Annotated in this window: 32 protein-coding genes; 6 read left to right on the forward strand and 26 right to left on the reverse strand. The window is 43.7% G+C overall.

Going from position 1 to position 23,865, the window contains the following annotated elements; translation table 11 throughout:
• Positions 1 to 3: 3 nt before the first annotated feature.
• Both MSG38_RS06030 and artP read right to left on the reverse strand, forming a co-directional pair.
• Positions 4 to 735 carry a lysine/arginine/ornithine ABC transporter substrate-binding protein gene (locus MSG38_RS06030; protein WP_016795731.1) on the reverse strand — a complete coding sequence of 244 codons (732 nt, stop codon included), beginning with the start codon at positions 733 to 735 and terminating at the stop codon, positions 4 to 6.
• Positions 736 to 854: 119 nt separating this feature from the next.
• A complete protein-coding gene (gene artP, locus MSG38_RS06035; RefSeq protein ID WP_032545343.1) occupies positions 855 to 1,583 on the reverse strand; it encodes an arginine ABC transporter ATP-binding protein ArtP in 729 nt (242 codons plus the stop codon).
• 562 nt (positions 1,584 to 2,145) lie between these two features.
• Between artP and MSG38_RS06040 the strand changes: the two genes are divergently transcribed.
• On the forward strand, positions 2,146 to 3,969 hold the full coding sequence (locus MSG38_RS06040; protein WP_248401273.1) for an ABC transporter ATP-binding protein/permease: 1,824 nt from the start codon (positions 2,146 to 2,148) through the stop codon (positions 3,967 to 3,969).
• Positions 3,970 to 4,148: 179 nt separating this feature from the next.
• Complete coding sequence (locus MSG38_RS06045) at positions 4,149 to 4,613, forward strand: acyl-CoA thioesterase (RefSeq protein WP_017061819.1); 465 nt, start codon at positions 4,149 to 4,151, stop codon at positions 4,611 to 4,613.
• 107 nt (positions 4,614 to 4,720) lie between these two features.
• On the opposite strand, the gene MSG38_RS06050 is transcribed toward MSG38_RS06045, so the two are convergent.
• Entirely contained in the window at positions 4,721 to 6,976 is a 2,256-nt protein-coding gene (locus MSG38_RS06050) for a peptidase U32 family protein (RefSeq protein ID WP_248401274.1), read from the reverse strand.
• Positions 6,977 to 7,080: 104 nt separating this feature from the next.
• On the opposite strand from MSG38_RS06050, the gene MSG38_RS06055 reads away from it, so the two are divergent.
• Entirely contained in the window at positions 7,081 to 7,740 is a 660-nt protein-coding gene (locus tag MSG38_RS06055) for a glutathione S-transferase (RefSeq protein WP_248401275.1), read from the forward strand.
• A gap of 200 nt (positions 7,741 to 7,940) precedes the next feature.
• On the opposite strand, the gene MSG38_RS06060 is transcribed toward MSG38_RS06055, so the two are convergent.
• From MSG38_RS06060 to MSG38_RS06070, 3 genes are all read right to left on the reverse strand, one after another.
• Positions 7,941 to 8,390, reverse strand: coding sequence for a GyrI-like domain-containing protein (locus tag MSG38_RS06060; RefSeq protein ID WP_248401276.1), 450 nt, complete (start codon positions 8,388 to 8,390; stop codon positions 7,941 to 7,943).
• A 67-nt stretch (positions 8,391 to 8,457) separates the two neighbouring features.
• Entirely contained in the window at positions 8,458 to 8,691 is a 234-nt protein-coding gene (locus MSG38_RS06065; RefSeq protein WP_004733848.1) for a hypothetical protein, read from the reverse strand.
• Positions 8,692 to 8,699: 8 nt separating this feature from the next.
• Positions 8,700 to 8,951 carry a Rho-binding antiterminator gene (locus MSG38_RS06070; RefSeq protein WP_004733849.1) on the reverse strand — a complete coding sequence of 84 codons (252 nt, stop codon included), beginning with the start codon at positions 8,949 to 8,951 and terminating at the stop codon, positions 8,700 to 8,702.
• A 207-nt stretch (positions 8,952 to 9,158) separates the two neighbouring features.
• Between MSG38_RS06070 and MSG38_RS06075 the strand changes: the two genes are divergently transcribed.
• Together MSG38_RS06075 and MSG38_RS06080 are read left to right on the forward strand one after the other, a co-directional pair.
• Positions 9,159 to 9,524, forward strand: coding sequence for a cytochrome c (locus MSG38_RS06075; protein ID WP_248401277.1), 366 nt, complete (start codon positions 9,159 to 9,161; stop codon positions 9,522 to 9,524).
• Positions 9,525 to 9,642: 118 nt separating this feature from the next.
• Complete coding sequence (locus MSG38_RS06080; protein ID WP_248401278.1) at positions 9,643 to 10,821, forward strand: BamA/TamA family outer membrane protein; 1,179 nt, start codon at positions 9,643 to 9,645, stop codon at positions 10,819 to 10,821.
• Positions 10,822 to 10,871: 50 nt separating this feature from the next.
• Here MSG38_RS06080 and catB read toward each other — a convergent pair whose 3' ends face one another.
• The 4 genes from catB to MSG38_RS06100 form a co-directional block, all read right to left on the reverse strand.
• On the reverse strand, positions 10,872 to 11,498 hold the full coding sequence (gene catB, locus MSG38_RS06085) for a type B chloramphenicol O-acetyltransferase (RefSeq protein ID WP_248401279.1): 627 nt from the start codon (positions 11,496 to 11,498) through the stop codon (positions 10,872 to 10,874).
• 112 nt (positions 11,499 to 11,610) lie between these two features.
• Positions 11,611 to 12,342: a glucose 1-dehydrogenase gene (locus MSG38_RS06090; RefSeq protein WP_248401280.1), complete on the reverse strand. Its 732-nt coding sequence runs from the start codon at positions 12,340 to 12,342 to the stop codon at positions 11,611 to 11,613.
• A gap of 89 nt (positions 12,343 to 12,431) precedes the next feature.
• Positions 12,432 to 12,815, reverse strand: coding sequence for a nuclear transport factor 2 family protein (locus MSG38_RS06095; protein ID WP_248401281.1), 384 nt, complete (start codon positions 12,813 to 12,815; stop codon positions 12,432 to 12,434).
• Between the two features lie 51 nt (positions 12,816 to 12,866).
• Complete coding sequence (locus MSG38_RS06100) at positions 12,867 to 13,583, reverse strand: HAD family hydrolase (RefSeq protein ID WP_248367884.1); 717 nt, start codon at positions 13,581 to 13,583, stop codon at positions 12,867 to 12,869.
• Between the two features lie 255 nt (positions 13,584 to 13,838).
• Here MSG38_RS06100 and MSG38_RS06105 point away from each other — a divergent pair, with 255 nt between their 5' ends.
• The gene (locus tag MSG38_RS06105; RefSeq protein WP_017068336.1) at positions 13,839 to 14,171 is read left to right on the forward strand and encodes a PBPRA1643 family SWIM/SEC-C metal-binding motif protein; all 333 of its coding nucleotides are present in this window, start codon (positions 13,839 to 13,841) and stop codon (positions 14,169 to 14,171) included.
• 94 nt (positions 14,172 to 14,265) lie between these two features.
• Here MSG38_RS06105 and MSG38_RS06110 read toward each other — a convergent pair whose 3' ends face one another.
• The 16 genes from MSG38_RS06110 to MSG38_RS06185 form a co-directional block, all read right to left on the reverse strand.
• Positions 14,266 to 14,817: a DUF1349 domain-containing protein gene (locus tag MSG38_RS06110; protein ID WP_248401282.1), complete on the reverse strand. Its 552-nt coding sequence runs from the start codon at positions 14,815 to 14,817 to the stop codon at positions 14,266 to 14,268.
• Between the two features lie 17 nt (positions 14,818 to 14,834).
• A complete protein-coding gene (locus tag MSG38_RS06115) occupies positions 14,835 to 15,863 on the reverse strand; it encodes a radical SAM protein (protein WP_248401283.1) in 1,029 nt (342 codons plus the stop codon).
• A 138-nt stretch (positions 15,864 to 16,001) separates the two neighbouring features.
• The gene (locus MSG38_RS06120) at positions 16,002 to 16,226 is read right to left on the reverse strand and encodes a hypothetical protein (RefSeq protein ID WP_017061807.1); all 225 of its coding nucleotides are present in this window, start codon (positions 16,224 to 16,226) and stop codon (positions 16,002 to 16,004) included.
• 131 nt (positions 16,227 to 16,357) lie between these two features.
• Positions 16,358 to 16,873 (reverse strand): adenylate kinase, encoded by a 516-nt coding sequence (locus tag MSG38_RS06125; protein ID WP_065675518.1) that lies wholly within the window; start codon positions 16,871 to 16,873, stop codon positions 16,358 to 16,360.
• 266 nt (positions 16,874 to 17,139) lie between these two features.
• Positions 17,140 to 17,598: a DUF302 domain-containing protein gene (locus MSG38_RS06130; protein ID WP_029222242.1), complete on the reverse strand. Its 459-nt coding sequence runs from the start codon at positions 17,596 to 17,598 to the stop codon at positions 17,140 to 17,142.
• Positions 17,599 to 17,749: 151 nt separating this feature from the next.
• On the reverse strand, positions 17,750 to 18,754 hold the full coding sequence (locus MSG38_RS06135; RefSeq protein ID WP_248401284.1) for a S66 peptidase family protein: 1,005 nt from the start codon (positions 18,752 to 18,754) through the stop codon (positions 17,750 to 17,752).
• Positions 18,755 to 18,893: 139 nt separating this feature from the next.
• Positions 18,894 to 19,151 carry a hypothetical protein gene (locus MSG38_RS06140; RefSeq protein ID WP_248401285.1) on the reverse strand — a complete coding sequence of 86 codons (258 nt, stop codon included), beginning with the start codon at positions 19,149 to 19,151 and terminating at the stop codon, positions 18,894 to 18,896.
• 199 nt (positions 19,152 to 19,350) lie between these two features.
• Positions 19,351 to 19,743, reverse strand: coding sequence for a hypothetical protein (locus tag MSG38_RS06145; RefSeq protein WP_248401286.1), 393 nt, complete (start codon positions 19,741 to 19,743; stop codon positions 19,351 to 19,353).
• A 122-nt stretch (positions 19,744 to 19,865) separates the two neighbouring features.
• Positions 19,866 to 20,447, reverse strand: coding sequence for an HD domain-containing protein (locus tag MSG38_RS06150; RefSeq protein WP_065681847.1), 582 nt, complete (start codon positions 20,445 to 20,447; stop codon positions 19,866 to 19,868).
• 67 nt (positions 20,448 to 20,514) lie between these two features.
• The gene (locus MSG38_RS06155; RefSeq protein ID WP_102557571.1) at positions 20,515 to 20,922 is read right to left on the reverse strand and encodes a GNAT family N-acetyltransferase; all 408 of its coding nucleotides are present in this window, start codon (positions 20,920 to 20,922) and stop codon (positions 20,515 to 20,517) included.
• 86 nt (positions 20,923 to 21,008) lie between these two features.
• Entirely contained in the window at positions 21,009 to 21,431 is a 423-nt protein-coding gene (locus MSG38_RS06160; protein ID WP_102462993.1) for a GNAT family N-acetyltransferase, read from the reverse strand.
• Between the two features lie 52 nt (positions 21,432 to 21,483).
• Positions 21,484 to 21,900 (reverse strand): VOC family protein, encoded by a 417-nt coding sequence (locus MSG38_RS06165; protein ID WP_017061801.1) that lies wholly within the window; start codon positions 21,898 to 21,900, stop codon positions 21,484 to 21,486.
• A gap of 119 nt (positions 21,901 to 22,019) precedes the next feature.
• On the reverse strand, positions 22,020 to 22,364 hold the full coding sequence (locus MSG38_RS06170; protein ID WP_248401287.1) for a hydroxylase: 345 nt from the start codon (positions 22,362 to 22,364) through the stop codon (positions 22,020 to 22,022).
• A gap of 88 nt (positions 22,365 to 22,452) precedes the next feature.
• On the reverse strand, positions 22,453 to 22,923 hold the full coding sequence (locus MSG38_RS06175) for a GNAT family N-acetyltransferase (RefSeq protein ID WP_248401288.1): 471 nt from the start codon (positions 22,921 to 22,923) through the stop codon (positions 22,453 to 22,455).
• 36 nt (positions 22,924 to 22,959) lie between these two features.
• On the reverse strand, positions 22,960 to 23,316 hold the full coding sequence (locus MSG38_RS06180; protein WP_248401289.1) for a hypothetical protein: 357 nt from the start codon (positions 23,314 to 23,316) through the stop codon (positions 22,960 to 22,962).
• An 89-nt stretch (positions 23,317 to 23,405) separates the two neighbouring features.
• Entirely contained in the window at positions 23,406 to 23,840 is a 435-nt protein-coding gene (locus MSG38_RS06185; protein WP_086775192.1) for a GNAT family N-acetyltransferase, read from the reverse strand.
• Positions 23,841 to 23,865: the final 25 nt, after the last annotated feature.

Below are 23,865 nucleotides of genomic sequence, written 5' to 3' on the forward strand. Positions count from 1 at the left end.
AAATTACTTACCGAAGTACTTGTTGAAGATCTTGTCGTATTCGCCGTTCGCTTTCACTGCTGCAAGTGCAACGTTAAGCTGGTCTACAAGTTCTTGGTTGCTCTTGTTTACTGCGATACCAAAGCCGTTACCGAAGTACTCTTGGTTTGTTACTTGGTCGCCAACGTACGTTAGGTTGTCTTCTTTCTTGAACCATTCTGCTACAACGGCTGTGTCACCGAATACAGAATCGATACGACCGTTCTTCATGTCGATGAATGCATCTTGGTAGCTTGAGTAAGGTACCGCTGTAACGCCAGTCATTTGCTCAAGTAGGAAGCTCTGGTGAGTAGAACCGTTTTGAACACCAACACGCTTACCTTCTAGTGCTGCTTGGTCTGCTACTTTGCCTTCAAAAGAGATGAATGCTGCAGAGTTATCGTAGTAAGCGTTAGAGAAGTTCACTTGTTGAAGACGCGCTTCAGTGATGTCCATTGCTGAAATAGCGGCATCGTAACGTTTGAATTTAAGTGCAGGGATCAAGCTATCGAACGCTTGGTTGTGGAAAGTACATGTCGCTTTCATCTCTTCACAAAGTGCGTTTGCTAGGTCTACGTCAAAACCTTGGATTTGGTTGTTCTCATCCATGTATTCGAATGGTGCGTAAGTTGCTTCCATTGCGAATTTGATCTCTTCTTGAGCCGCTGCGTTGAAAGAAGCAAGGCCGATAAGTGAAGCTAGTAGAATCTTTTTCATTTTGTTACTCCGAATACGTGTAATAGCGGCCTGTGGCCATTCTTATAATTTGATTGTTTTAATTGATGTTGTGTTTAGCTAAATCTAATGAGTCAACTTTCTTTTAATAAGAGACTTACTTAATGAGTCAAATACTCGGCAAACTCAGGTGTCTGCGGATTAACGAATGAATCGCTGGTGCCGTGTTCAACGATGTACCCTTTCTCTAGGTACAGAACGTGGCTAGCAATCTTCTTCGCGAAATCGACTTCATGCGTCACGACCACTTGGGTAATGCCCGTTCCGCTCAATTCTTTAATAATGCTCACGACTTGGTTGGTGATCTCAGGATCAAGCGCCGCTGTTGGTTCATCAAACAGCAACACATCCGGTTTCATCATCAGCGCACGTGCAATCGCAACACGCTGTTGTTGACCGCCAGACAGTTGAAGTGGCCAAGCGTCGGCTTTGTCGGCAAGTTGAAGTGTCTTTAGTACTTCTTGAGCTTGCTTAATCGCTTCTTGCTTATCCAAACCCGCAACTTTGGTTGGTGCTTCAATCAAGTTTTCCATCACCGTCATGTGTGGCCATAAGTTGTATTGCTGGAACACCATGCCGACTTTACGACGAAGTTTAAGCCCCTGCTTCTCTTGGATTTGGCTTGAAAAATCGAATTGCTCATTCGCAATGTCTAATTCGCCGTTGTCCGCGATTTCAAGCAGGTTCAATACACGCAGTAATGAACTCTTGCCCGCGCCACTTGGGCCAAGCAATACCAAGGTTTCGCCACTCTCACAGTCGAAACTGATGTCGTGAAGAACTTGGGTATCACCGTATGATTTGTTGATGCTCTTTACTTGAATACTCATGCCACAATACTGCATTAATTGTCATTTGTTGGTTATTCTATTCAATCCGAGGTTTTATGCAAGAAAAATGTATAAAAAACTACTTTGTTGAATTTTTGTAACAAATATTACACAAAAAACAGTCGCTATAACTGGTCTTACAACCAAAAGTTTCAAGTCATTGATAAAGCTAATATCGAGATAAATAGCAAACGTTTTGCTATCAATTTATAAATCACTGCATGGTTGCTTGTTTATGTGTGCACTCTCCTATCAACGCTAATTTACTTGCATAAAAATTAGGGTTAAATCCCCCACATTCCTATTGAACTGACTCGATCAGAATGCTTAGTTTTCCTTTAAGGCCGTTTCGAATTATTCACTTAGTGGTGAGGAAATATTGGAAATTGAGTTTCCTGGGGAGCGTCACAGCGCAATAAATGCTTTAATGGGTTCTATTCTCAACAACAATGACTTCTCAGCGAACAACACGCAGTACAGGCAATAAGTCATAAACCATAAGCAACAAGCAACAAGCAACAAGCCATCTATTTTTAAAGCGACAACACATTAAGGCAGTCATATGCAAAACGATGTCTCTTCTACGCTCGACTCAACTCAGCGATCGACTCAACAAGTGCCAGAACCTAAACCTGAGAAAAAAAGCCTCAGTATTTTGTTTGAGCTGAGTAAATTCATTCAGCCTTATAAAGGTCGTGTTATTGCTGCGTTGATCGCGTTGATCTTCACGGCGAGCTTAACCCTTTCAGTCGGACACGGTATTCGTCTTCTCATCGACCAAGGTTTTAGCCAACAATCACTCTCAGATTTAGGAAGCGCGATTCAATTCATCATGGTCGTGGTCGTGTTGATCTCGATTGGTACTTTCTTCCGTTTCTATTTGGTTTCTTCTGTTGGGGAACGTGTGAGTGCGGACATTCGCTTATCGGTTTTCAATCATGTCGTGACGCTGCATCCGAGTTACTTCGAAACCAATGGCAGTGGCGACATCATGTCGCGCATTACTACGGATACCACTCTGCTTCAAAGCATCATTGGTTCATCGTTCTCTATGGCGATGCGCAGCGCGTTGATGTGTATTGGTGCAATCATCATGCTGTTTGCGACCAACATTAAGCTGACGTTGATTGTATTGGCCTCGGTGCCATTTATCTTGATTCCGATTCTTGTGTACGGGCGTCGTGTGAGAGCCCTATCTCGCCAAAGCCAAGATTCAATGTCTGATGTCGGTTCTTATGCGGGTGAAGCGATTGAACACATTAAAACCGTGCAAAGCTACAGCCGAGAAGAGCAAGAGAAAGCATCATTCGCGGTAGAAGTAGAAAAAGCTTATGAGATTGGTCGCCAGCGTGTAAAACAGCGCGCGATTCTTATCTCTGGCGTTATCGTGATTGTATTCAGTGCTATCGCAGGCATGCTTTGGGTTGGCGGCAGTGATGTCATCAACGGCACCATGTCGGCGGGTGATTTAGCGGCGTTTGTGTTTTACGCAATCATGGTTGCTTCGTCATTAGGTACGATTTCAGAAGTAATGGGCGAACTGCAACGTGCGGCAGGTGCGACCGAGCGCTTAATCGAGATCCTACAAGTTGAAAGCCATATTGTTGCGCCAGTTGCGAATCCAACTTCGCTTGCTAACGTAACGCCAGAAGTCGCATTTGATGATGTGACCTTCTGTTACCCATCAAGACCGGACCAGCCCGCAACAAGCAACCTCACTCTCACTGCCCATGAAGGCAAAGTATTGGCACTGGTTGGCCCATCTGGCGCGGGTAAAACTACCCTGTTTGAACTGTTGCAACGTTTCTACGACCCGCAAGTGGGTAAAGTCACCTTAGGCGGTGTTGAACTGAATCAGTTTGATCCTAACGAGCTAAGAAAGCAGATGGCATTGGTGCCGCAACAACCTGCTCTGTTTAGTAACGATGTGTTCCATAACATTCGCTACGGCAACCCTCAGGCAACAGACGAGCAAGTTATCGAAGCGGCTAAGAAAGCACACGCACACGAGTTTATTCAAAACCTACCTGATGGCTACAACAGTTTTCTTGGTGAGCGTGGTGTAAGGCTTTCTGGCGGACAGAGACAACGTATTGCCATCGCACGTGCCATCTTGAAAGATCCAAACATTCTATTGTTGGACGAAGCAACCAGCGCACTAGACAGCGAAAGTGAGCATCACGTACAACAAGCGTTAGAAGAGTTAATGCGTGGCCGAACGACGATCATTATCGCCCATCGATTATCAACAATTAAACACGCCGACCAGATTGCAGTGCTCGATAAAGGACAACTAATAGACATCGGCGACCACCAGTCTCTCATCAATAGCTGCGAATTGTACCAACGCTTAGTTGAGCTGCAATTCAAACACCTTAGTGCGTAACCATTGAGTGGATGTGCACTAAGTCACTGACATTGTGTGGTTTCAAGCTTCAAAAACTTAAATCACACGTGTTGCAGTTTTGTTAATTTAGCGGTAGGGTTTTTATTCGAATAACAACTTATTCCGATGAAGGATAAGTAAATAACGTTAATTACACAGATAAGAATAAGAGAGTTCGCATGGAAGCACTATTATCTGACTACCCGGTAGTAACAGAAATCCCTGTCGCTTGGGGAGAAATGGACGCACTCAATCACGTTAACAACGCCGTATATTTTCGCTATTTCGAAACCGCTCGCTTAGATTTTTTCAAGCACGTTGAGTTGATGGAAGAGATGGCGATTACCAAAGTTGGTCCTGTTCTTGGTGACACTTACTGTAAGTATTTCCGCCCAGTCACGTATCCGGATACCTTGATGGTTGGCTCACGTGTTACCGATATTCAAGATGACCGATTCACTATGGAATACGCGATTGTCAGTAAGGCTCAACAAAAACTGACCACCGTTGGCACTGCGACTATCGTGATGTTTGATTTTGCTTCAAACCAAAAAGCCCTGCTCTCGCTGCGCTTAACCAATGAAATCGAAAAGATGAACACGTTGAAGAGCCCATGCTTCAAACAAGAAGCCGTGACGGAATAACGTATTCGCTGATTGATAAAGACTTAGAAAGTTTCAGACATTAAAAAGGCCACTCGATTGAGTGGCCTTTTGTTTATTGGTTCTGAGTGCTTATAAGTGGTTAAGACTTATAGACCTTGAACGTATTGAGCGTTAGTTCGAACTTCAACCATCTGCTCTAGGTTCTGTTGTGAACCTTCAACGCCGTCAAGTAGCGCTTCGAAATGCTTGATAAGCTCAACTTTGTCTTTCACTTCTTTAGAACCCGCACCGATGTTGGTTAGGTCAATGAAGAACTCGTCGAATAGACCAGAGAAGTCAGTTACTGCATCATGGTTCAAGAACTGCTCGTGGTTATAAATGCTTGGGTAGCCACCCTTCTGTTTATCAACCGCAAAAGAGATGCCTTTCACGTTGGTAATCGTGGTCGCTTTCTCACACTTCAACATACAACCCGCTTCAATGCTTGGCTTGTTACAACCTACCGTTCTTTGGAAGAAACACTGACGGCTAGTCATCATCAAGATTGGGTGGTAAATGCTGTAGAACAGTTTGAAGTTCTCTGGGCGACGAATATGACGAATCTGACCTTTGTTGATCTCGTTCGAAATGAATGCGCCGGCACAGTTCAGCTCTTCTTTCAGAGTAACCAGTGCGTGAGAGTTGGTTGTGTTCATGAACGGGCCTGCAACCCACTCAATTCCCATCTCGTAAGCTTTGTAAGCAATACCCGTGTTGTTAGTCACGATGCGAGCTGGCTTAATTTCTTCAAGAATACGAACCGCTTCGTCGTAATCTTTACCGATCAATACTGCTGGGAACCAAGGAATCAAACGTGGGTTTGCAGCCAAGATATCGATGTACTTGTTACAACGCTTCTTGAAGCTTTCTGGAAGTTTGAAGTAAACATCCGCGTCAGTCACGTCACACAGGTGTAAGTCTTCCACATCCGCGATAAGCATCGACATAGTCGGCTTCTCGTTCACTTTAGGGTGCTGAGGCAGTGCTGGCACTTCAACGTGCTTAATCACTTCCACAGAGCCGTTCAGAATGAAGTCGATCTCGTCTTTCAGGTCTGAAACTTCTTTTAGAGGAATCAACAAACCTGCATCCACTTCACTGAAGTCGTAGCTTTCTAGCGTGTGGACTGCACTCTTCACGTTTTTGAATCGCTTCTCAAGTAGCTCTTGAGTGATCGCCTTCTCTTCAACCGCTTTCAATAGCGATTTAGATTGAAGAGTAAAGTTCTCTTTAGGCGTGTTCACTGTCACCGTAAATGGTTGACCCATTTTTGCGCTGAACGACAATGTTACTGGTGTCTTGCGAATATCAAGGAACTCGATCTTCTCGCGCATTTCGTTACCAAGAACGTCTTTTGCTTGATGAAGTTCGTTAGTCACTTCTTGAATCTGTACCACAGAGATTTCATTGTTCTGCTCCGTCGCTTTTTCAACAGCGTAGTTCATGCTGTTATCGCGCGGGTTATCAATGAACATGTCTTTCGTCAGGTTGCCCTTTAGGAAAGAGTTGGTGAAATCACGGTTGAATACTTTGTGCAGGTTCGAATCGTCTTCGATCAACAAACCACTCTCTACAAAGCTATCAATCTGTTTACGCCACGTGTCTACCACTGTGTAAACGTAGTGTGCGCCTTTAATACGACCTTCGACTTTCAATGAGTCGACTTTCGCGTCAACCAATTCAGGTAGGTCGTAGTAAGCTGAGTTATCTTTTAAGTTCAATGGGAACTTATTGCCCGCGTTAGTGATCTCGTATTCATCACGACACGCTTGGCTACAACGGCCACGGTTACCTGAGTTACCCACACTTACTGAGCTTGAGTAACATTGACCAGAGAATGCGATACACAGAGCGCCGTGTACGAACACTTCGGTTAGTACATCATGGTCGTGTGCCACTTCCGTCAGCATCTTGATTTCAGGCAGGTTCAACTCACGAGACAAGTTAACGCGCGTCGCGCCAATCTTAGACAAGAACTTAATCTGGCCTTCGTTGTGCGTTGTTAACTGAGTCGACGCGTGAACGTCTAATGATGGGAAATGCTTCTTAACCAGATTGAATAAACCCAAGTCTTGAACAATGATGCCATCTACTTTGGTGTTCACAAGTTGGTTCAGCAGTTTGGTGATGCTCTTAGTCTCATGCTCCAGTAGCACAACGTTAAGAGTCAGGAACACTTCACAGCCGTATTCATGAGCAAGGCGAATCACACCATTCAATTCGTCTAACGATAGGTTAGAGGCTCTGTTACGAGCGTTGAATGTGTCTAAACCACAATAAACTGCATTAGCACCCGCTACGATGGCGGCTTTTATCGCTTCTACATCGCCACCTGGGGCTAATAACTCAATTTTTCTGCTCATTTTTGAAGTCGCTCACTTACTTATAATTTTTAAGCCGCGTATTCTACCCACATCACGATCTCTTTACCACCGTACAACACTTTTCAAACTAAATGACCTCAATAATGACGAACGAATCCGACCTACCTGTCCTTTATTCTTTGCGCCGTTGCCCTTATGCAATGCGCGGACGAATGGGCATCGCACTATCACAACAAAAAGTGTTACTTCGAGAAATCGTTACCAAAGACAAGCCTAGCGAACTATTGGCCAGTTCGCCAAAAGGAACTGTTCCTGTATTGGTGTTACTCAATGGACAGGTCATTGAACAGAGCTTAGATGTGATGAACTGGGCACTTCAACAAAACGATCCTCAAGATCTTCTACGTTCAAGCAATCCAGAGCTTAGCGAACAAGTTCAGCAGCTCATTAAAACCAACGACGAAGAATTTATTGGTCACTTAGAAAAGTATCGTGCATCTGTTCGTTACCGAAACATCGATGTTGAACAACGCCGACAAGCCTGCGAAACCTTCATTAGTCAGTTAGAAGCGCGACTTACCGATCAGCCCTACTTTTTTGGAGAAAGCCCAAGCTTGGCCGATTTTGCTGTGATGCCTTTTGTCAGCCAGTTTGTACGAGTCGAAAAGAAGTGGTTTGTGAAATCTGAATATCAAAACGTAGGACGTTGGTTAAGAGCGCACCTCGAAAGTAAACTCTACACCCAAGTAATGAAGCAATACCCTTTGTGGAATGAAACCAAGCAAGAATCTGTTTTTGGATGACTTAAGAGAGTTTTGGGTGACTTAAGGGTATCTGGGATGATCTAGGGGAATTCTGGAATAGATAAAGCGTAGTAATCAAGGTAAGTACGTGACACTGTATCTTCTTTGTAATTGGCTGGTATTCAAAGGCTTAACCCCTTAACCCATCTCTTAGTTAGACAGCACAGTCTAAGTTAAGCCTTTTGTCCTCTTTAATCCAATCACTCAATCGCTATCGAAATCTCGACGGCCGTTTCGCCTTTGTAAAACTCAAAATCAGTTGTGTAAGTTCGCGTATGTAGGCAATCTGGATCGTTGAAATAGGCCCACACTTCTCCCCATAAATCGATAACCGCTTGTGGCAGTTCACCTTCTGCTGAGAATGTTAGGTACTTACCTGCTTTGATATTGGTTTCAACTAGGTTATCTAAATTGTTATCGGTAAGCGCATTCGTACACGCAATAACATCAAACTCGCCCGTAAAGTCAGACTTGTAGTTGGTGTAGACACCATACACTTTTGAATCCGGGGTTAATTTTGGAAATGCTTGGTCAAAAAAGCCCTGCCACAATTGGCCTATCTTGGCTGTTGCTGGGTCCATCTCATCGGTATTAGTGGTTCTTACTGAAAAACCATACGCCTTTACGGCTTCAATCGTTTCTACTTTCATTCGTTTTATTCCTAAGCCAATTGACGATCTAACTGTATTGAATCCAATGTTTTGTAAAATAACGCGACTAATCTTGTATCTCTTTATGTCCACACTTTTCACAGACAAGGTGACGAGAAAACTCATCCATTGACGCGATAAACGGGCCAAGGAACCAACCTTTTATCATGCCTGCCCAAAACTCGCTTCGCTTTTGGTTAGGTTTGTCTGCAAACGCACTTGTCTTTCTGACCAACACAACAACATGTTGTGTGTCTTCTCTACACGCGGTGCAATAGCATTGTTCTATGGTGTTATTCATTTGAAAGCCTATGACGTTTTGAATGAAATCTGCTGAAAATGAGGATTGTCGACACAGACTTCTAGTGTGGAAAGATCAGTGAGTACGACAAGTTGTTCTACACCTTGAATACTGACCTTAATGCACTCTTCACGGCTATCATTGCGTTGAGTATCTAATCCGACACATTCAATCTGCTCGCCAGACTTCAGCGTTAATTTGATTGGGTATCGGTGCATACACACAATCTCAATATAATCGTAATCGTTGCAACTAATCATAATACCCCTCCAATTCATCCACCACGCTAATGCGACACGCCATACTATGCAATATGCATATAATCAATCATTTACCCAAATCACATTGATATTCGTTCGTAACTAAACCTACTTTCGAATTCAGTTTAATCAAGCTTTCTCATTCACGTTTCTTCGACTCACACCTGATTATTCTTTCATTGTTAAATAATAATCGAGAACAAAACAATGAAAAACATCAACCATTTACACGTGTTAGCTTTCTTGGGTTTAGTCGCTTCAATGATGGCGTTTAATGCGAGTGCTGCCTCAGAAGTCGATGCGATTCACTTCGCCAATGGCAAAACCAAATATCGACAGCTTTGTCAGATGTGTCATGGCGACAAAGGTCACGGAGACGGGCCTACTGCCGCTTCATTACCACACAAGCCCGCTAACATCGCCAATAAACTGAGCAGCTTTTTTGCCAGTCCAAGTTCTTTAGCAGATGACATTTTAGAGGGCGATGTAGAGCAAGGCATGCCAGCGTGGCAAGGTGTGATCACCAAGCAAGATGCTCTGGATATTCTGACGTATGTAGAGCTAATCCAATAGTAAATGCTGTTCCAATCGCCTTTTGAACAGATATCTCGGTTAATACTCCCCGTTCTATTGCGCTATCTATTTGATTGATTACACTCAATTTAATGGATAGTGAATAATACGGAATGTTATGACCTTTAAACCCCTAGCACTAAGTAGCCTGATACTTATTTCTACGACGACACACGCCGTCAGCTTTATCGATGAAATTGATGGCCAACTCGATATGGGAGAATACCTCGCAGAAAATGCCTACGGTTTTCTTCCTGTTCCCATTCTCATTACAGAGCCTGCGGTAGGATACGGTGGCGGCTTCACCGGTATCTTCATGCACGAATCTGAAGAGCAAAAAAACACGCGTAAACAACTCGCCGAAAAATCCATCGATGGCGGCGCGCAACTTCTCACCCCTGCAATCACTGCGGTTGGCGGCTTTGCGACAGAGAATGGCACTTGGATGGCGTTTGTTGGTCACAAGCGCAGCTGGAAGGAAGATTCCATACGCTACCTTGGTGGCTTGGGTTATGGCGATATCAACATGACCTTTTATCGACAAAGCTCTCCGAACGCCTTGTCGCCACTCGATCCAAACGAAGGTGTTGAGCTAGGGCTAAAAGGCATGGGCGGGATACAGAAACTCCAATTTAGAGTGCCCGATACCCAATGGTTGCTTGGGTTTTCTCAACAATTCTTCGCACCCACTCTTTCACTCAATAATCACCCTAAAGCGCAAGAGATCTTAAACAATATCGGCAACACGTCACCAACCTCTTCCGGTTTGGGTCTAATTGCGGAATACGATAGCAAGAACAGCTTTTTGAATCCGACGCAAGGCTACAACTATGTCGCAGAATACCTTTGGTTTGGTGATGCGATTGGCAGTGACTACACCTATCAAACGTTCAATTTAGAAGGGCTGAATTATTGGGAGTTAAACAAGGAGTGGAACCTAGCGTTGCGAGGACAATACAAATCATTATCGACCAATGAACGCGTGCTTTCTCCTCAATATTACCCAGACATTGAACTCAGAGGTATCGCCCGTAATCGCTATCAAGGTGAACACACGGTCGCGGCAGAAGTTCAAGTAAGCAAACAGTGGACACCACGTTGGTCAACTGCCGTGTTTACGGGGATTGGCTATGCGGGTGACAGCGATAAAGACATGTTTGATCAAAACTCACACGCGGCTTACGGCGTCGGTTTCCGTTACCTTATCGCAAGACGCTATGGTTTGATTTCAGGGATTGATATTGCGTTCAGTGAAGAAGACACCGCACTCTACTTCCAAGTCGGTGCGGGTATCTAATTCATTAAGCTGCCCTTAACCGATGAGACAAAGCGCACTGGGAACAGTAATTACTTGAGCGCTTTCCAGTATTGATAAAGCCCATCGATATCTGAAGAACACATCAACGACATTGCGCCTTTGATCTGTTCTTCGCTCCACTCCCACCATTTCATTTCTAGCAAGTGAGCGATTTCAGTCTCATTGAAACGAAAACGGATGTGACGCGCAGGGTTTGAACCAACAATCGAGTATGGCGCGACGTCTTTAGTCACAACCGCTCGACTTGCGATGATGGCTCCGTCACCGACCTTAACACCACTCATGATCATGGCTTCTGTGCCAATCCACACATCGTTACCAATCACGGTATCACCCGAGCGTTCAAAGCCGTCTATCGCACCTTCAAACTTCTCATCGTCTTGATAGAAGAACGGGAAGGTACTCACCCACTGATTTTGGTGGCCTTGGTTGCCCGCCATCATGAAGACTGCGCCAGAACCAATCGAGCAGTAGCTGCCAATGATCAGCTTATCGATGTCGGTTCTATCCGGTAATAGGTAACGCGCACAGTCATCAAAGCTGTGGTTATGGTAGTATCCCGAGTAATAGCTGTGCTCGCCCACGATGATGTTTGGGTTGGTCACTTGTTCTTTGAGTGACTTTCCAACAAACGGGCTCTCAAAATAGTTTTTCATGTTTGTACTCTTAGTTTCGTTCTTTTAGTTAGGTACTTGTGTTGCGTGTTTATGGTTTAAACTGGTTTATCTGAGTGTAACTTGTTTATCTTAGTGTAAAGGCAAACACGCCCTATCGACCGCCCGCAATATCAATAAACGAGCCGGTGACATACGAAGCTTCGTCTGACAATAACCATGCGATAGAGTTCGCGACTTCTTCTGGTGTGCCGCCTCGTTGTAACGGTAACTGCGAAGCGAGTCTGTCTACGCGATCTGGCTCTCCGTCGTCTGCGTGCATCTCTGTATAAATACAACCTGGCCTTACGCCATTCACTCGGATATTGCGTGAAGCCAATTCAAGCGATAAGCCTTTAGTAAGAGAATCCATCGCACCTTTCGATGCTGCGTAGTCCACATACTCAAACGGTGCGCCTGTTCGAGAAGCGGCAGACGATACATTCACAATCGAACCCGCGCCATCGGCTTGTTTGATAAAGGCTTTACTGCACAGAAAGCAGCTTGATACGTTGGACTTCATCACTTTTTCAAAGCGATCCAATTCAATATCAACCAATGGTGACTGGGTAAACAAGATCCCGGCATTATTGACCAAGTGAGTCACTGGACCCAGCTTATTACGAGCAATCTCAAATAAAGATTTGACGTCCGATTCAACAGACACATCCGCACGCACGCTAATCGCAGTTCCGCCTTGTTCGCGAATCTCATTCACTAGATCTTCAGCTCGCGACTCATTGTGTATGAAGTTAACGCATACAGCATAGCCTTTACTGGCCAACAATTTAGACGTCGCTGCGCCAATGCCTCGGCTTCCGCCGGTTACAATCACTACCTTGTTCAATGAAACCTCCTAATGTTTACTTATTCTGTGCAACCTGATTATTCGATACGACCTAGTTGTTCGTGACAAACTGATCGTGTCGATACAAATTAATTGCTCGACACAACCTGAACCCACTGCGACCGCCACGCCGGCGCTTCGAATGGGTCTGGCCAAAACTCAGTTTGCTTTTGAATAAAACCATCAACCACCGTGTGAAAGGTAATCACTCGGCCTTTCAACACACTGTCAGTGACCGAAACGTCCGTTACTACAGTATCACCTTCACAGACAATTGAATTGAGCGCGAACTCCCAAACACCATTAGCTGGGTATTCAGCATTGACTGCCGTGAAGTTGTCGCGCCCTACCGTCAATTCAGACGACTGAGGCCAATAGCCTTCAAAATCTACGGCTAGCCATTCACTCGCCTTTGCAAAATCGTTACTGCGCATTGCATCCCAAAATCCTAATACCACTTGTTTTGGTGTCATTATTCTTCCTTAAAGTCATTCAGGTGTGATGGTTTTTAAACGTCTGCTTCGTTATGCGTACTTGCTAATGATCGTTAAAAGATCATCGACACTGTTAGCAATGTAATCGGGCTTGGTTTGCCAATTTTCAGGCTCAGATCGGCTATAACCTGCGGCCACAGCAATCACTTTTGCGTTGTTACCCAGTGCGGCTTCAATATTGCGAGCAAACTGTGTGTCCGCTTCATGGTCACCAATGTACATCAAACAAAGCTCGTTGGTATGATCAACGCCAAATATGTTCTCGACACATTTCACACCACCAAATGGATGGGGTTTTTGGTTGCCGTTCGAGACATCGTCATAACCCACTACCGATTTAAACAAATCGCCAATGCCATAACTGTCGAGCACGCCACGAATATTCAATTGAGAGTTTTGAGAGCAGATCCCATGAGGAAGATGAGCAAACTGATTAACCACGGTTTCCATTCCTTCAAACAAGGCAACGGCTGTTTGGTTTTTCTCTTGATGCTCTGCCCACATTCCACCAGCGATCAACATTTCGTCATGGGATAAGCCGTAATAGTCGACATATAAGGCTTGCCAGTTTTTAGCGCCGTGGTTGGCTTCATGATAAAGCGCTTCGCTGAGCAAATATTTAGGTAAGTTGTCACCTGACAAGTGTGGCGCGACTAACGAGATAATGTCTTTTGTGATTGCGATATTCTTTGGAACGGAATTGACTAAGGTTCCATCGTAATCCCATAGGATGGCATCTAACTTCATACACTATCTCTTTGTTTCAATTAATAATTTGAATTTACCATTCATAAGCCTATTGAGGGAAATCTTATTGTCTTGAATTTCGAAATTTGTCGAATATGAGCAAAGCTAGAGAACAAACCGTTACTAGCAAACAAAAACCAAACTGCGTTTGCTCACATCACTGCTTTATCAATTGCAATATATGCGTATAATCCCCGCTCCATTGCGCTATCGCCGTTAAAAATAGCGCCATTCAACATTTTTAATGAGTACCCAATGTCGAAACTATTTTTCAAAGGCCGTATCGAAACAAGACAGAACCACGTTCTTGCTGGCTACAACGTAAACCGCGATGTAAAAGCGGGTACTGAAGAATCTCCAATCGCTGTAATGGTTCAAACTGAAGCGCGCAAAGCAGAAGTTGAAGCACTAGCTGCTGAAAATACTATCTTCGTTACTGTTACAGTCGACGCAGACAAAGAAGAGAACACCATCGAGCTTGATACTCTACTGAACAAGCCAAAAACGATGACGTTTGAAAAGACCCCTAACCGTAACGACCCATGTTCTTGCGGTAGCGGTAAGAAATACAAGAAGTGTTGCGCATAAGCGCTTTGAACTGAAGAATTTAAAAACGGGCCGGTAGCAATATCGGTCCGTTTTTTTATACGCTAAGGAAGCTTATTCAGCGTAAGACAAACAATTAAGCGTCAGACAAACTAAAGCCACTAAACTTGGCGAAATTAGGCGTCGCCTTACTGCCACTGAACGTATAAAGCATCACACCCTGTTCACTGCCTACTAACGAATCAAACGTGATCACTTCCTGCCATTGTTGTTTTTCTAACGGACGGAAATGAGCGCTGACTTTACCGCCTTGCTTGACGAGCTTTACCGACACACTAGATTCACTAAATAACAAACGTTCCTTGATCTGTGGCTGACCATTTTGTTTTACAACGAACACCAATGAACGCTCGCCCATGAACATCTCTTTGCTCACTTTAATGTAGTTGTCATTATCCCAGTAAATACCTAAGCCGGCTTGTTCAAATGAACGGTTTGGATCTAATTGAACCGTCACTTCTGTGCTGTAATCCGAGCTAGATACTGGATGAACGAAGATATTATCAACATCAGTTGAACCCGCACCAAAGATATTACCTTCTTGCACTTGCATCGTCAGCACGCCGTTTCCCAAAGACCAATGTTCTGGATTTTCATTTCTGATTTGCCAGTTAACGAGGTTATTCATGTTATTAGTCCTTGCTGCTAGATCATACGTTGACGGAGTTGGTAAAATACATTGTCGAGTTCATCGGCATTTTGCTTTTGAATGCGATTAAGCTCTCTTTGTACAGAATCGTACATAAGTTGGTTATCCATGTCTTTCAATGCCGAGTAGTAATGAATGCGACGTCCCAAGATAAAGTTATTCTGGTCATTCTCACTCATCATATTGAAACGATCTATTGTCGCTAAGAACTTCGCTTTATCCTGTGGCAACTGCCCGTTCAGTTCCATCAACAAATTAATACCGTGATAGTTACCATAGTTGCCCGCCACGTTGTTTAGTTTACTGATCAATTGATATTGTTCTTCAAGCATTTCACGTTCGCTAAGTGGCGTGAACTCTCCATTCTGCACCAGTTCATCCAATTCAGTTCCAGGCTTCACAGCAAGCGACAGAATGCGTATTTCATCTGGGTTGATTTGGTTAAGTAAGGCCGCCGTTTCTTCAACATGCTGCGCCGAATATTCTTTACCACCCAAGCCAAGGATAATGAAGGTCATCATCTTCATACCCGCTTGCTTCGCGTACTCAGTCGATTTCAAAATAGACTTCGGCGTAATGCCTTTTTTCATCAATTTCAGAACATCAATAGAACCCGACTCCATACCGCAATAAAGCATGTTGAGTCCTGCATCACAGATGGCTTTCATCTCTTCAGGCGACTTCTTAGTCATGCTTTGCGCTCGTCCATAAGAGCTGATCTGCTTTAACTCTGGGAAGGCTTGTTTGAGTGTATTCAACACATCCAGCAAGTCTTCGGTATCCATAGTGAATGAATCACCGTCTTGCAGAAAACAGGTCTCAAATTTACGGTTCTTATAGAATGCTTTCGCAGCCCAAATGTCTTTCTTAATCTCTTCAACGGGACGAATTGCAAACTCCATCCCCTCAAACAGCGTACAGAATTTACATTTGTTCCAAGGACAACCCTGGGTAGTGCGAATCAATAAGCTGTCCGCTTCTGAAGGTGGACGAATAGGCCCTTGTTGGAACTGATATTGTGTCATTTGAATGCCCAATAATTAACTATTCACATAGGCTACTGGAAGTTCATTCAATGAAAAACACGGTACAATTTGACTTATTATCAAATGAAAACGGATAATTAAAGAAGAAGAATGTTGAAGTATTAAGTAGGTTAAAGGCTAATCAAGGTTGTCCGGTGTACGTAAATTGGTTCCACACTTTGTACATTTATAGTCACCGTTTCCGCCACTTGAAGCTAGCGACGATAAAATCATTCCAAGCAACCCTGGCTTCTTTTCATGTTGTGGCGCTTTTTCGGCTTGGTTACTGAACATAGTGTACTTGTGCAGTGTCAGTTCCTTACAGTTACTACAGAACGCTCTCGTCTTCTCACTTCCATACATAATATCTATCGCCTTAACTCAAAGCACAAACTAAACATATGGCGAATATGCCACACGTAGAGTTAAATCTAAATATTTTCATGAAGTTATGAGTAAGTAAGAGCGCTTAAAGAAAAGTAAGCTCTCAACTGTTAAGTGACGTGTTGATGAACAAAGTTATTCAATTCAGTCACGCTTCTGATGATGTAAACCTCTTTCTCTTTAGCGCGCAATTCTAACTGCGCTTTAAAGTCGTCATTCCAAAATTTAGGACACAGTTTTAGTGTCTTATAACTTTGTATCGTGCCTTTTATAACTGAACTTCCATCAGGCCAGCCTTCAGGTTTAACGAACAACCCTTTGAGCATTCGCTTGGTAACAAACCAGTAGCTAATTGGATAAGGAAGGTCGATATAAACCAAAGTATCTGCAGCTTCTAAACGTGTGTTGAATGAGCCTAGAGGACCAAAACCATCGATGATCCAGCTTTCTGACTTAAGTATGCTCTCATGAGCCTCCTCAAATACTTCACGTTCAACAAACTCTCCGTTGGCCTTATAAACAATAGAATCTAACTGGTGAAGCTCTATCCCTGTAGCTAGTGCTAACGCCTTGCTGATTGTGGATTTTCCACTCCCAGGCTTGCCAAAAACCGCGATCTTTTTCATATGACTTCCTCTATTCAGATAAAACCCATAAGACAGCGACAAAAAACCCACCTTATGGGTGGGTTCGATAAACAAAGCGCATCAACAATCCCACCATTCCTATGGAATGATGATAATTCGTTGGTTAGATGACGCTAAATTCAGTTTCATAACACTACTTTTATATATTGTTGCTTAGTTGTCAATGCAGCCAAACGTTGATTGGGAAGCTATATCATCGTAAAGTCGCACCCATTAATGGTCTAAATGAGTGCTTATTGGCTCGGTTATTCAGCTTTCGCCACTGTTGCTTCTGAAAGCTTGCTTAGTACACCCGATATCTTCTTAACCACTTCGTCACAGCCATTGATTGCGTGACGCTCTACCAAGTAATTAGGATCGTTGTAAGATAGCCATACTTCTTTATTAGAATCCTCAGTGACTAACACCTTCTGCGGTAAATCTATCGCGACATCTTGAGCGCATTGCATTAATGGTGTCCCTACTTTTGGGTTACCAAAGATGATGACTTCCGTTGGTCTCAATTCAAGATCGACCTTACTCGCATTTTTCTGATGGTCGATTCTCGCAAACAAGGTCAAACCTTTGCTTTTGGCGATTTCTTCAAAGCGGTCAGCGGTCTCTTTCACTGAGTAATTACTTTGGTATTTAATCAAACCATCCGAAGCCGCAGCTGAAAATGATGCCGAGAGTAAAATGGCGCATAGTGGTAGTAATTTTTTCATCGTCACCTCTGAGATTTAGCCTAATCAAACTTACATTCATAGCGCCACTTCTTAAATCAGTGACGTAACCCATGTCAGTATAGACGCGTTTCCATTCTCAGTTTGCAGAGAGGATCACTTTTCTAATGCGTCTTATTATCATCAGTTTAGGCTAATTCGACGCTAACCATTGGTTTTGAAGCTTGAATGTCTGGTCATCAAAATCGATGGTACCTTGCACACCTAGTGGAGTGACTAGCATAGGGTGAGTGTGGCAACTGTCGAAACCATACAGGATCGGGACATTTTTACTGTTCAGCACTTCAAGAAGTACATCGAGGGGTGTTCGCCCTGTCCCTTTATCATCAAACAGCTCATGTTTGCCGAGTACAATAGCGCCTACTCTATCGAACACTCCGCAAGCCAATAAGTGCGCGAATGAGCGCTCGACGGCTTCGATGCCTTTTAGTGAATCTTCGATAAGCAAGATGTCGCCAGACTGAATTTCTGGCATGTATTCGCTGCCCCAAATCCCCGCCATGGTACTCAGATTGCCGCCAATCACGCGACCGCTTACTTGACCACTTCCCATGAAGCCCCATTCATTATCGTAAACTGGCTTTGCAGAGTCTTGAGTTTCCCAGTCGTGTTTAATGTCCGTCCAACTCGCAGGCATCGTGTACTGATGTTGGCTTGAATCCGAACATAAGATGTCAGAAAACGATTGGAAGGTTTCGTCGACTAACGGCGGGAACTCACCAAATGACGCGACGAGTGCCGGGCCATAGAAAGTCACCAATCCAGTTTTGGCGTAGATGCCTAACAGTAATGCTGTGGCATCTGAATAGCCGACGATGATCTTAGGGTCGTTTCTAAGGGCATCATAATCGATGTATGGCAACAGTGAGTTACTGTTGTTACCACCAATGGTCGACATAATGCAGCGCACGTCAGGATCTCGAATGAGCTGATTGAGTTCTTCAGCTCGTGCTTGAATGGAACCAGAACGATACCCTTCTGACTCTCCAGTTAACGAACCTTCAACGAGAATGAAGCCCTGCTTTTCCAAATAACGTTTAGCACGATCAAATCGATTGGGTGCAAAGACAGTTGCGGGCGATGACGGTGAGAAAAATCCGATTTTGTCACCGATATTTAAAGCTTTTGGGTATATCACTCGTTTGTCCTCCATAACAAAATAGGAATAATACGCCTGATTGAAACTCACTAACTATTAAAGCGAACGAGTTCTTTAAGCGAGTTGATTTCGGGATTAGAGCTCAAAAATTAAGGTTGAATCAAATTTTCATACCCAATTAATGCCACGACTTAGTCCCGCATTTTTCACAATGGTATTCGTAATCACTGTCGACATAAAAACCGGGAACGTTATTGTCACCTTTAAACAATAACGTCATCAGGTACTCCATCAACACGCCTAGTTTCCATTGTTTCTTTTCAGATTCAGCGTCCGCTTTAGATTGAGCATCGGAAGCGTTAACAGCAAGGTGCGGGGTAAGTGCGTTGCACTGTTCACAGTGATAAGGGTGTTTAATATACTTATTATCAAGCATTTATATAAGCCAACTAACATTTATAAAGTTGATGCATACTAACAACTTATCACTCGGTTCTCGAACTTATTGTTGTCCATTAGAGTTTTATTAGAAAGAAATGAGACACAAGATAATACCATGTGTCATGCATCTACTTTAATTTGCATTGCGGTGTTCAATAGCAGAACAAAAAGAGTAACCGTGTATCGTTTGAAGTTTAGTTAAGCGCTTTAATTAGAACCGTGTATTTCCACAGGTTTGCTTCATCTTCTCCAAGCTCGATACTTGCTTCTCCCCCCTCTTTATCAAGAATAAAAACAGGCATCTCACTACTAGACTCACCGTTTTCATAATCGCATGACATTTTGGCCTCTAATAGAATAGCGTCAGCTTCATGCTTAGAAAGAACACCCGAATAAATGCATTCTTCAGTTTGAGATGAGACTTCCTGTCCGAAAGAGTCAAACTTAAAGGTTGGGAAGTTGAGTTTTGATTCAGAATCCTCGACAGTGACCGACACTTCGTAATCGATCGCTTCAATATTGGTATTGGTTGCAAATGCACTACCAGAAACACTAAGCAGCAATAAAGCTAAAGCAGTGGTTTTCATGTTGTTCTTATTCCTTTAACAATGGGCTTGCTACGCTGAAGTAACACTATGAATTCCCGAGTTTAATTTAAACGTTGTTAGGTTTAAACTTCTTTGTCATTCCTTGGCAAGATAGTTAACTTTTACTTTAATAACCCTTTGTCCGCAGCACCTTCAAGTTGCACTTCTAGCTCTTTCCATAGAGCACGACTGCCTTTAGAAATACGCTCGCCATTGAAGCTCAGTACTTTGTCTTTGGATATGTTGTGCTTCTTCCAGCTATGACCACCACCATGGATGTTATGAAGCAAAGGCGGCACTCTATCGATCGCCTTACCAAATCGAGCTTCCGGTGACTCACCCGCTTCGAACTCAAGCCATAACTCCAAATACTCGGTTCTTAAATGACTCGGCAATGATTTCAGCAACCGCTCAACGCAGTTTCTCTCTTTGAGCTTGTTTTCTTCGGTTTCACTGGCATAAATGATAGTGTCTCCTGCATCGATTTCCCCAAGGTCATGAATCAGCAACATCTTCATCACTCGGGTAATATCGATTTCTTCATTGGCATAGTCTTTCAACATAAGTGCGCTCAAACAGACATGCCAACTGTGCTCGGCCGAGTTTTCATATCGATCCAATCCAACCGGTTTTGTCTGTCGATGAACATCCTTTAATTGTTCAATTTCGACCATGAATTGCAGAATGCCTTTGATTTCTTCCACGATGAGCTTCCTTAACTTAAGTTGATGATTTAGCGGTGCGGAGGGTTAACCTAGCGACAGAGAAGCGTTACTCCCAATGAACCGACATTTTGTAATACGCAACACCCGATTTTTCAAATTCAGGGCCTTCTACAGCCATCCCAAACTTTTGATAAAAACCTAAAGCCGTTGTACGCGCATCGCACCAAAAATATTGGATGTTTAAATCTTTGAGGTTAGAGATTGCATGATCAATCACGTTTGAACCGATTCCCTGCCCTTGGAATTCAGGCAGCGTGGCAAACTTTCTCAGCCTCGCTTCATTGCCTTGGATATAGATAGACGCGACACAAACCAACTGCTCACCAATAAACGCGCCGTAATGCGTTGCGTGTTCGTCATCTGGCACCATACAAAACGACATCGATTTATCAGGCCAAAGCACTTGATGCCTAACCGGAAGTACCTCCGTCGCTGACAGCTGTTTTATTTCCATATTCTCGGTTTAAACTCCCGACTTGATGACCCTTGTGGTAATTGCAGCGCTCGTGATTGCCATGATTGTTATTACTAAGCTTGTTATTACCAAGCTTGGTACGTCATTAAGTGATAACGCTCTAATCCCTTTCCCTCTGTGGATGAGATAACAAAGCCTTGCGACTGATAAAAGCCAATGGCGTTTTCATTAGCAGTCAAACACTTCAATGTCAGTTCAGAGTAATGTTGTTTGCAAGTATTGAGTAAAGCAGAACCAGCCCCAGAACGTAGCGCTCGCGGGCAAATATAGAGGTGATGGATGAAGCTTTCAGGTTCCCAAACAGAGGAAAAACCTAAAACCTTGTCGCCAGAAACAGCCACCCATATTTGCTCACCTTCTGTATCTAAATCGAAATCGGATAACTTAAAAGCGTCGGCATCAGCCCAATGAAAGGTGTTCTGTCTTGATTCTAGATAGATCGCCTGTAAAGCGGTTAAATACTTGGGGTGGTACCTTGTGACTTCCATGTCGCTCCTGCCAATCCGTATGACTAGAATTAGGGTTGTTGACTAAGCTTACCTACCTGTTAGCCATAGGGTGTTCAGGGTTTAACTGAAGCAGATCCCACAAGTTACCGTAAAGATCTTCAAACACAGCAACGGTACCGTAGCCTTGCTCTTTAGGCTCTCGGACAAAGTTAATGCCCAAAGACGTCATTCGTTCGTAATCACGCCAGAAATCATCGGTGTTTAAGAATAGGAATACGCGTCCGCCAGCTTGGTTGCCGATGAAGTCAAGTTGCTCTGGCTTGGAAGCTCTAGCAAGCAACAGGCTCACACCGGTTGAATTTGGTGGAGCAACAACAACCCAGCGTTTATCTTCTTCTGGTAGATACGTGTCTTCGATGAGATCAAACTTAAGCTTGTTTACATAGAAATCAAGCGCTTCATCGTAGTCTTTTACCACGAGTGCAATGTGGACAATATTCTGTTTCATAACATACCTTGTTGGGGTTTTAGCTGCGTGGAATGATGCCATGAAGCAGGGAAAGACACTAGGTGTCGCATCATAAATCGTAGTATCTCGTCCTTCACAATCTAAAAGCTACGCATCACCTATAATTCCCAGAATCCGAGTTCGACGCCACCTTGAATAACAATGGCACACATGCCGTGACGTGGTAACTCAATTGGCGGTACTGCGACTTCGGCGCCAAGTTTCTCGGCGGCATTTACTGCAGACTGAATATCATCAACCAGTGTGTAATGACGAACAGTTGGTTCTTCAGTTTCACGAAGCGGCGCTCGAATGCCAATTACCCCACCATTAGATAGCTTTGCAGTGCGCGCCCCACCAAGGTTTACATCTGCACCACTGAACTTCACGTTGTAGAGCTGAGCGTATGTTGCACAAACAACATCGACTTCTGGGGTAACCACTTCAAGATATTGAACCTTCATCAAATTTCCTTCTCGTGCTCTTTAAGACTCTCAATCTGCATACAGTTGTGCAGATGTTTCTCATCAACAATTAATCGGTTCCATATTACTAAGCAATTCGACCGCGCATGATAAATTGCGGCCCTGCTGCGCCACCTAAATACTGTTGATTGGTATCTTCGAAGCCGCCTTTCTGATAACAGTTAAATGCTGCGGGATTTTTGCAATTCACAGTTAAGTAAATCGACTGATACGCTGAGTAATTCGCTTTTAAATATGGAAACAAAGCGTTGACCGTGCCAGTTCCTAAACCTTTTCCTTGCTGGTTTTTATCAAGCACAAAAGCTCTTAAGCCAATGCTTCCTTCTGGGCAAAACTCATAAGAATCTGCGTAAGCGATATCCAGCTTAAAGAAACCCACAACTTCGTTATCAGACTGAATCACGTGCAAGTGCGTCGTTTCACTGCCGTCTAATAAAAACTCCGCAGCTGTGCCAGCGAACTTAACCTGTTCATCGGCGAGTTGGATGGCCTGAACTAACGCCACATGTGATTCTTCAAGCCTTTCGATAGTTATCATTGTTGTTCCTTCTGTATAACACGCACGAAAAACCGACTAGAGCTCATCGCTAGTGTCTCGAGAACCGTAGTTTGGGAAGTTGATATTAAGAACGTTATCGTCCTCAAGAGTGAATAGAACACTTCCATTCTCTACACCGGTTTCGTTCCTATCTGAACAACCTAGAAACAACTCCCAATCAAACGAATATTGAAGTCTGTATTGATTGCTACTGATGTGTAGAACGTCTTTGATGTTAATGCCGTTCACCACATGTGCCATATCATCGATGTATGACAGATCAGGGATTAACTTTTCTTCGAAATCACTCTTATGCTCGGTTAAGAAATTGAGCAGTTCAGAACATAACTCGGAGCCATTAACCGATGGTTTAGACAGACTAGAAAACAACATTTCTAAATACTCCAAGGATTGTTTTGATATTGGGAAGACGCGCGCGAGTCTGTTACAAATTCAAGTTCAGCCAGCGCGAACTTATAAGGCTAAACGTTACTATTATCCGAGCTATTAAACGAGTACATTCGAACTTCATCTCGAGGAAACCAGCCCAATTTTTCGTAAAACTGTTGAGCGTTGATGTTGTCGTTATAGACAAACAAGTGGGTCTTCGGGATGCCTAACCCTGCAAGTGCGTTGACCGCCTCTGCGACAAGCTTACAACCTAACTTTTGCCCTCTAAAGTTGGCCGAGACAGCTAAATGTTGTAAATACCCACGACGTCCATCCGTTCCGACCAACACAGCGCCAATGATCTCGTTGTTAGTTTCAGCCACAAAACTCAGACCGGGGTTACGATCTAAATAGCTCCCAATGCTTTCTTTCGAATCGGCATCGCGAATACTCATGCCTTCTGTCTGGCACCACAATGCGATCACTGAGTCGTAGTCTGAAATTGCCATTTCCCGAATGTTGACCACTTTACTCTCCTTGTATAAACGGGCG

Origin of the sequence: Vibrio sp. 1CM24A, assembly GCF_023161725.1 — a bacterium.
Taxonomy (GTDB): domain Bacteria; phylum Pseudomonadota; class Gammaproteobacteria; order Enterobacterales; family Vibrionaceae; genus Vibrio; species Vibrio coralliirubri.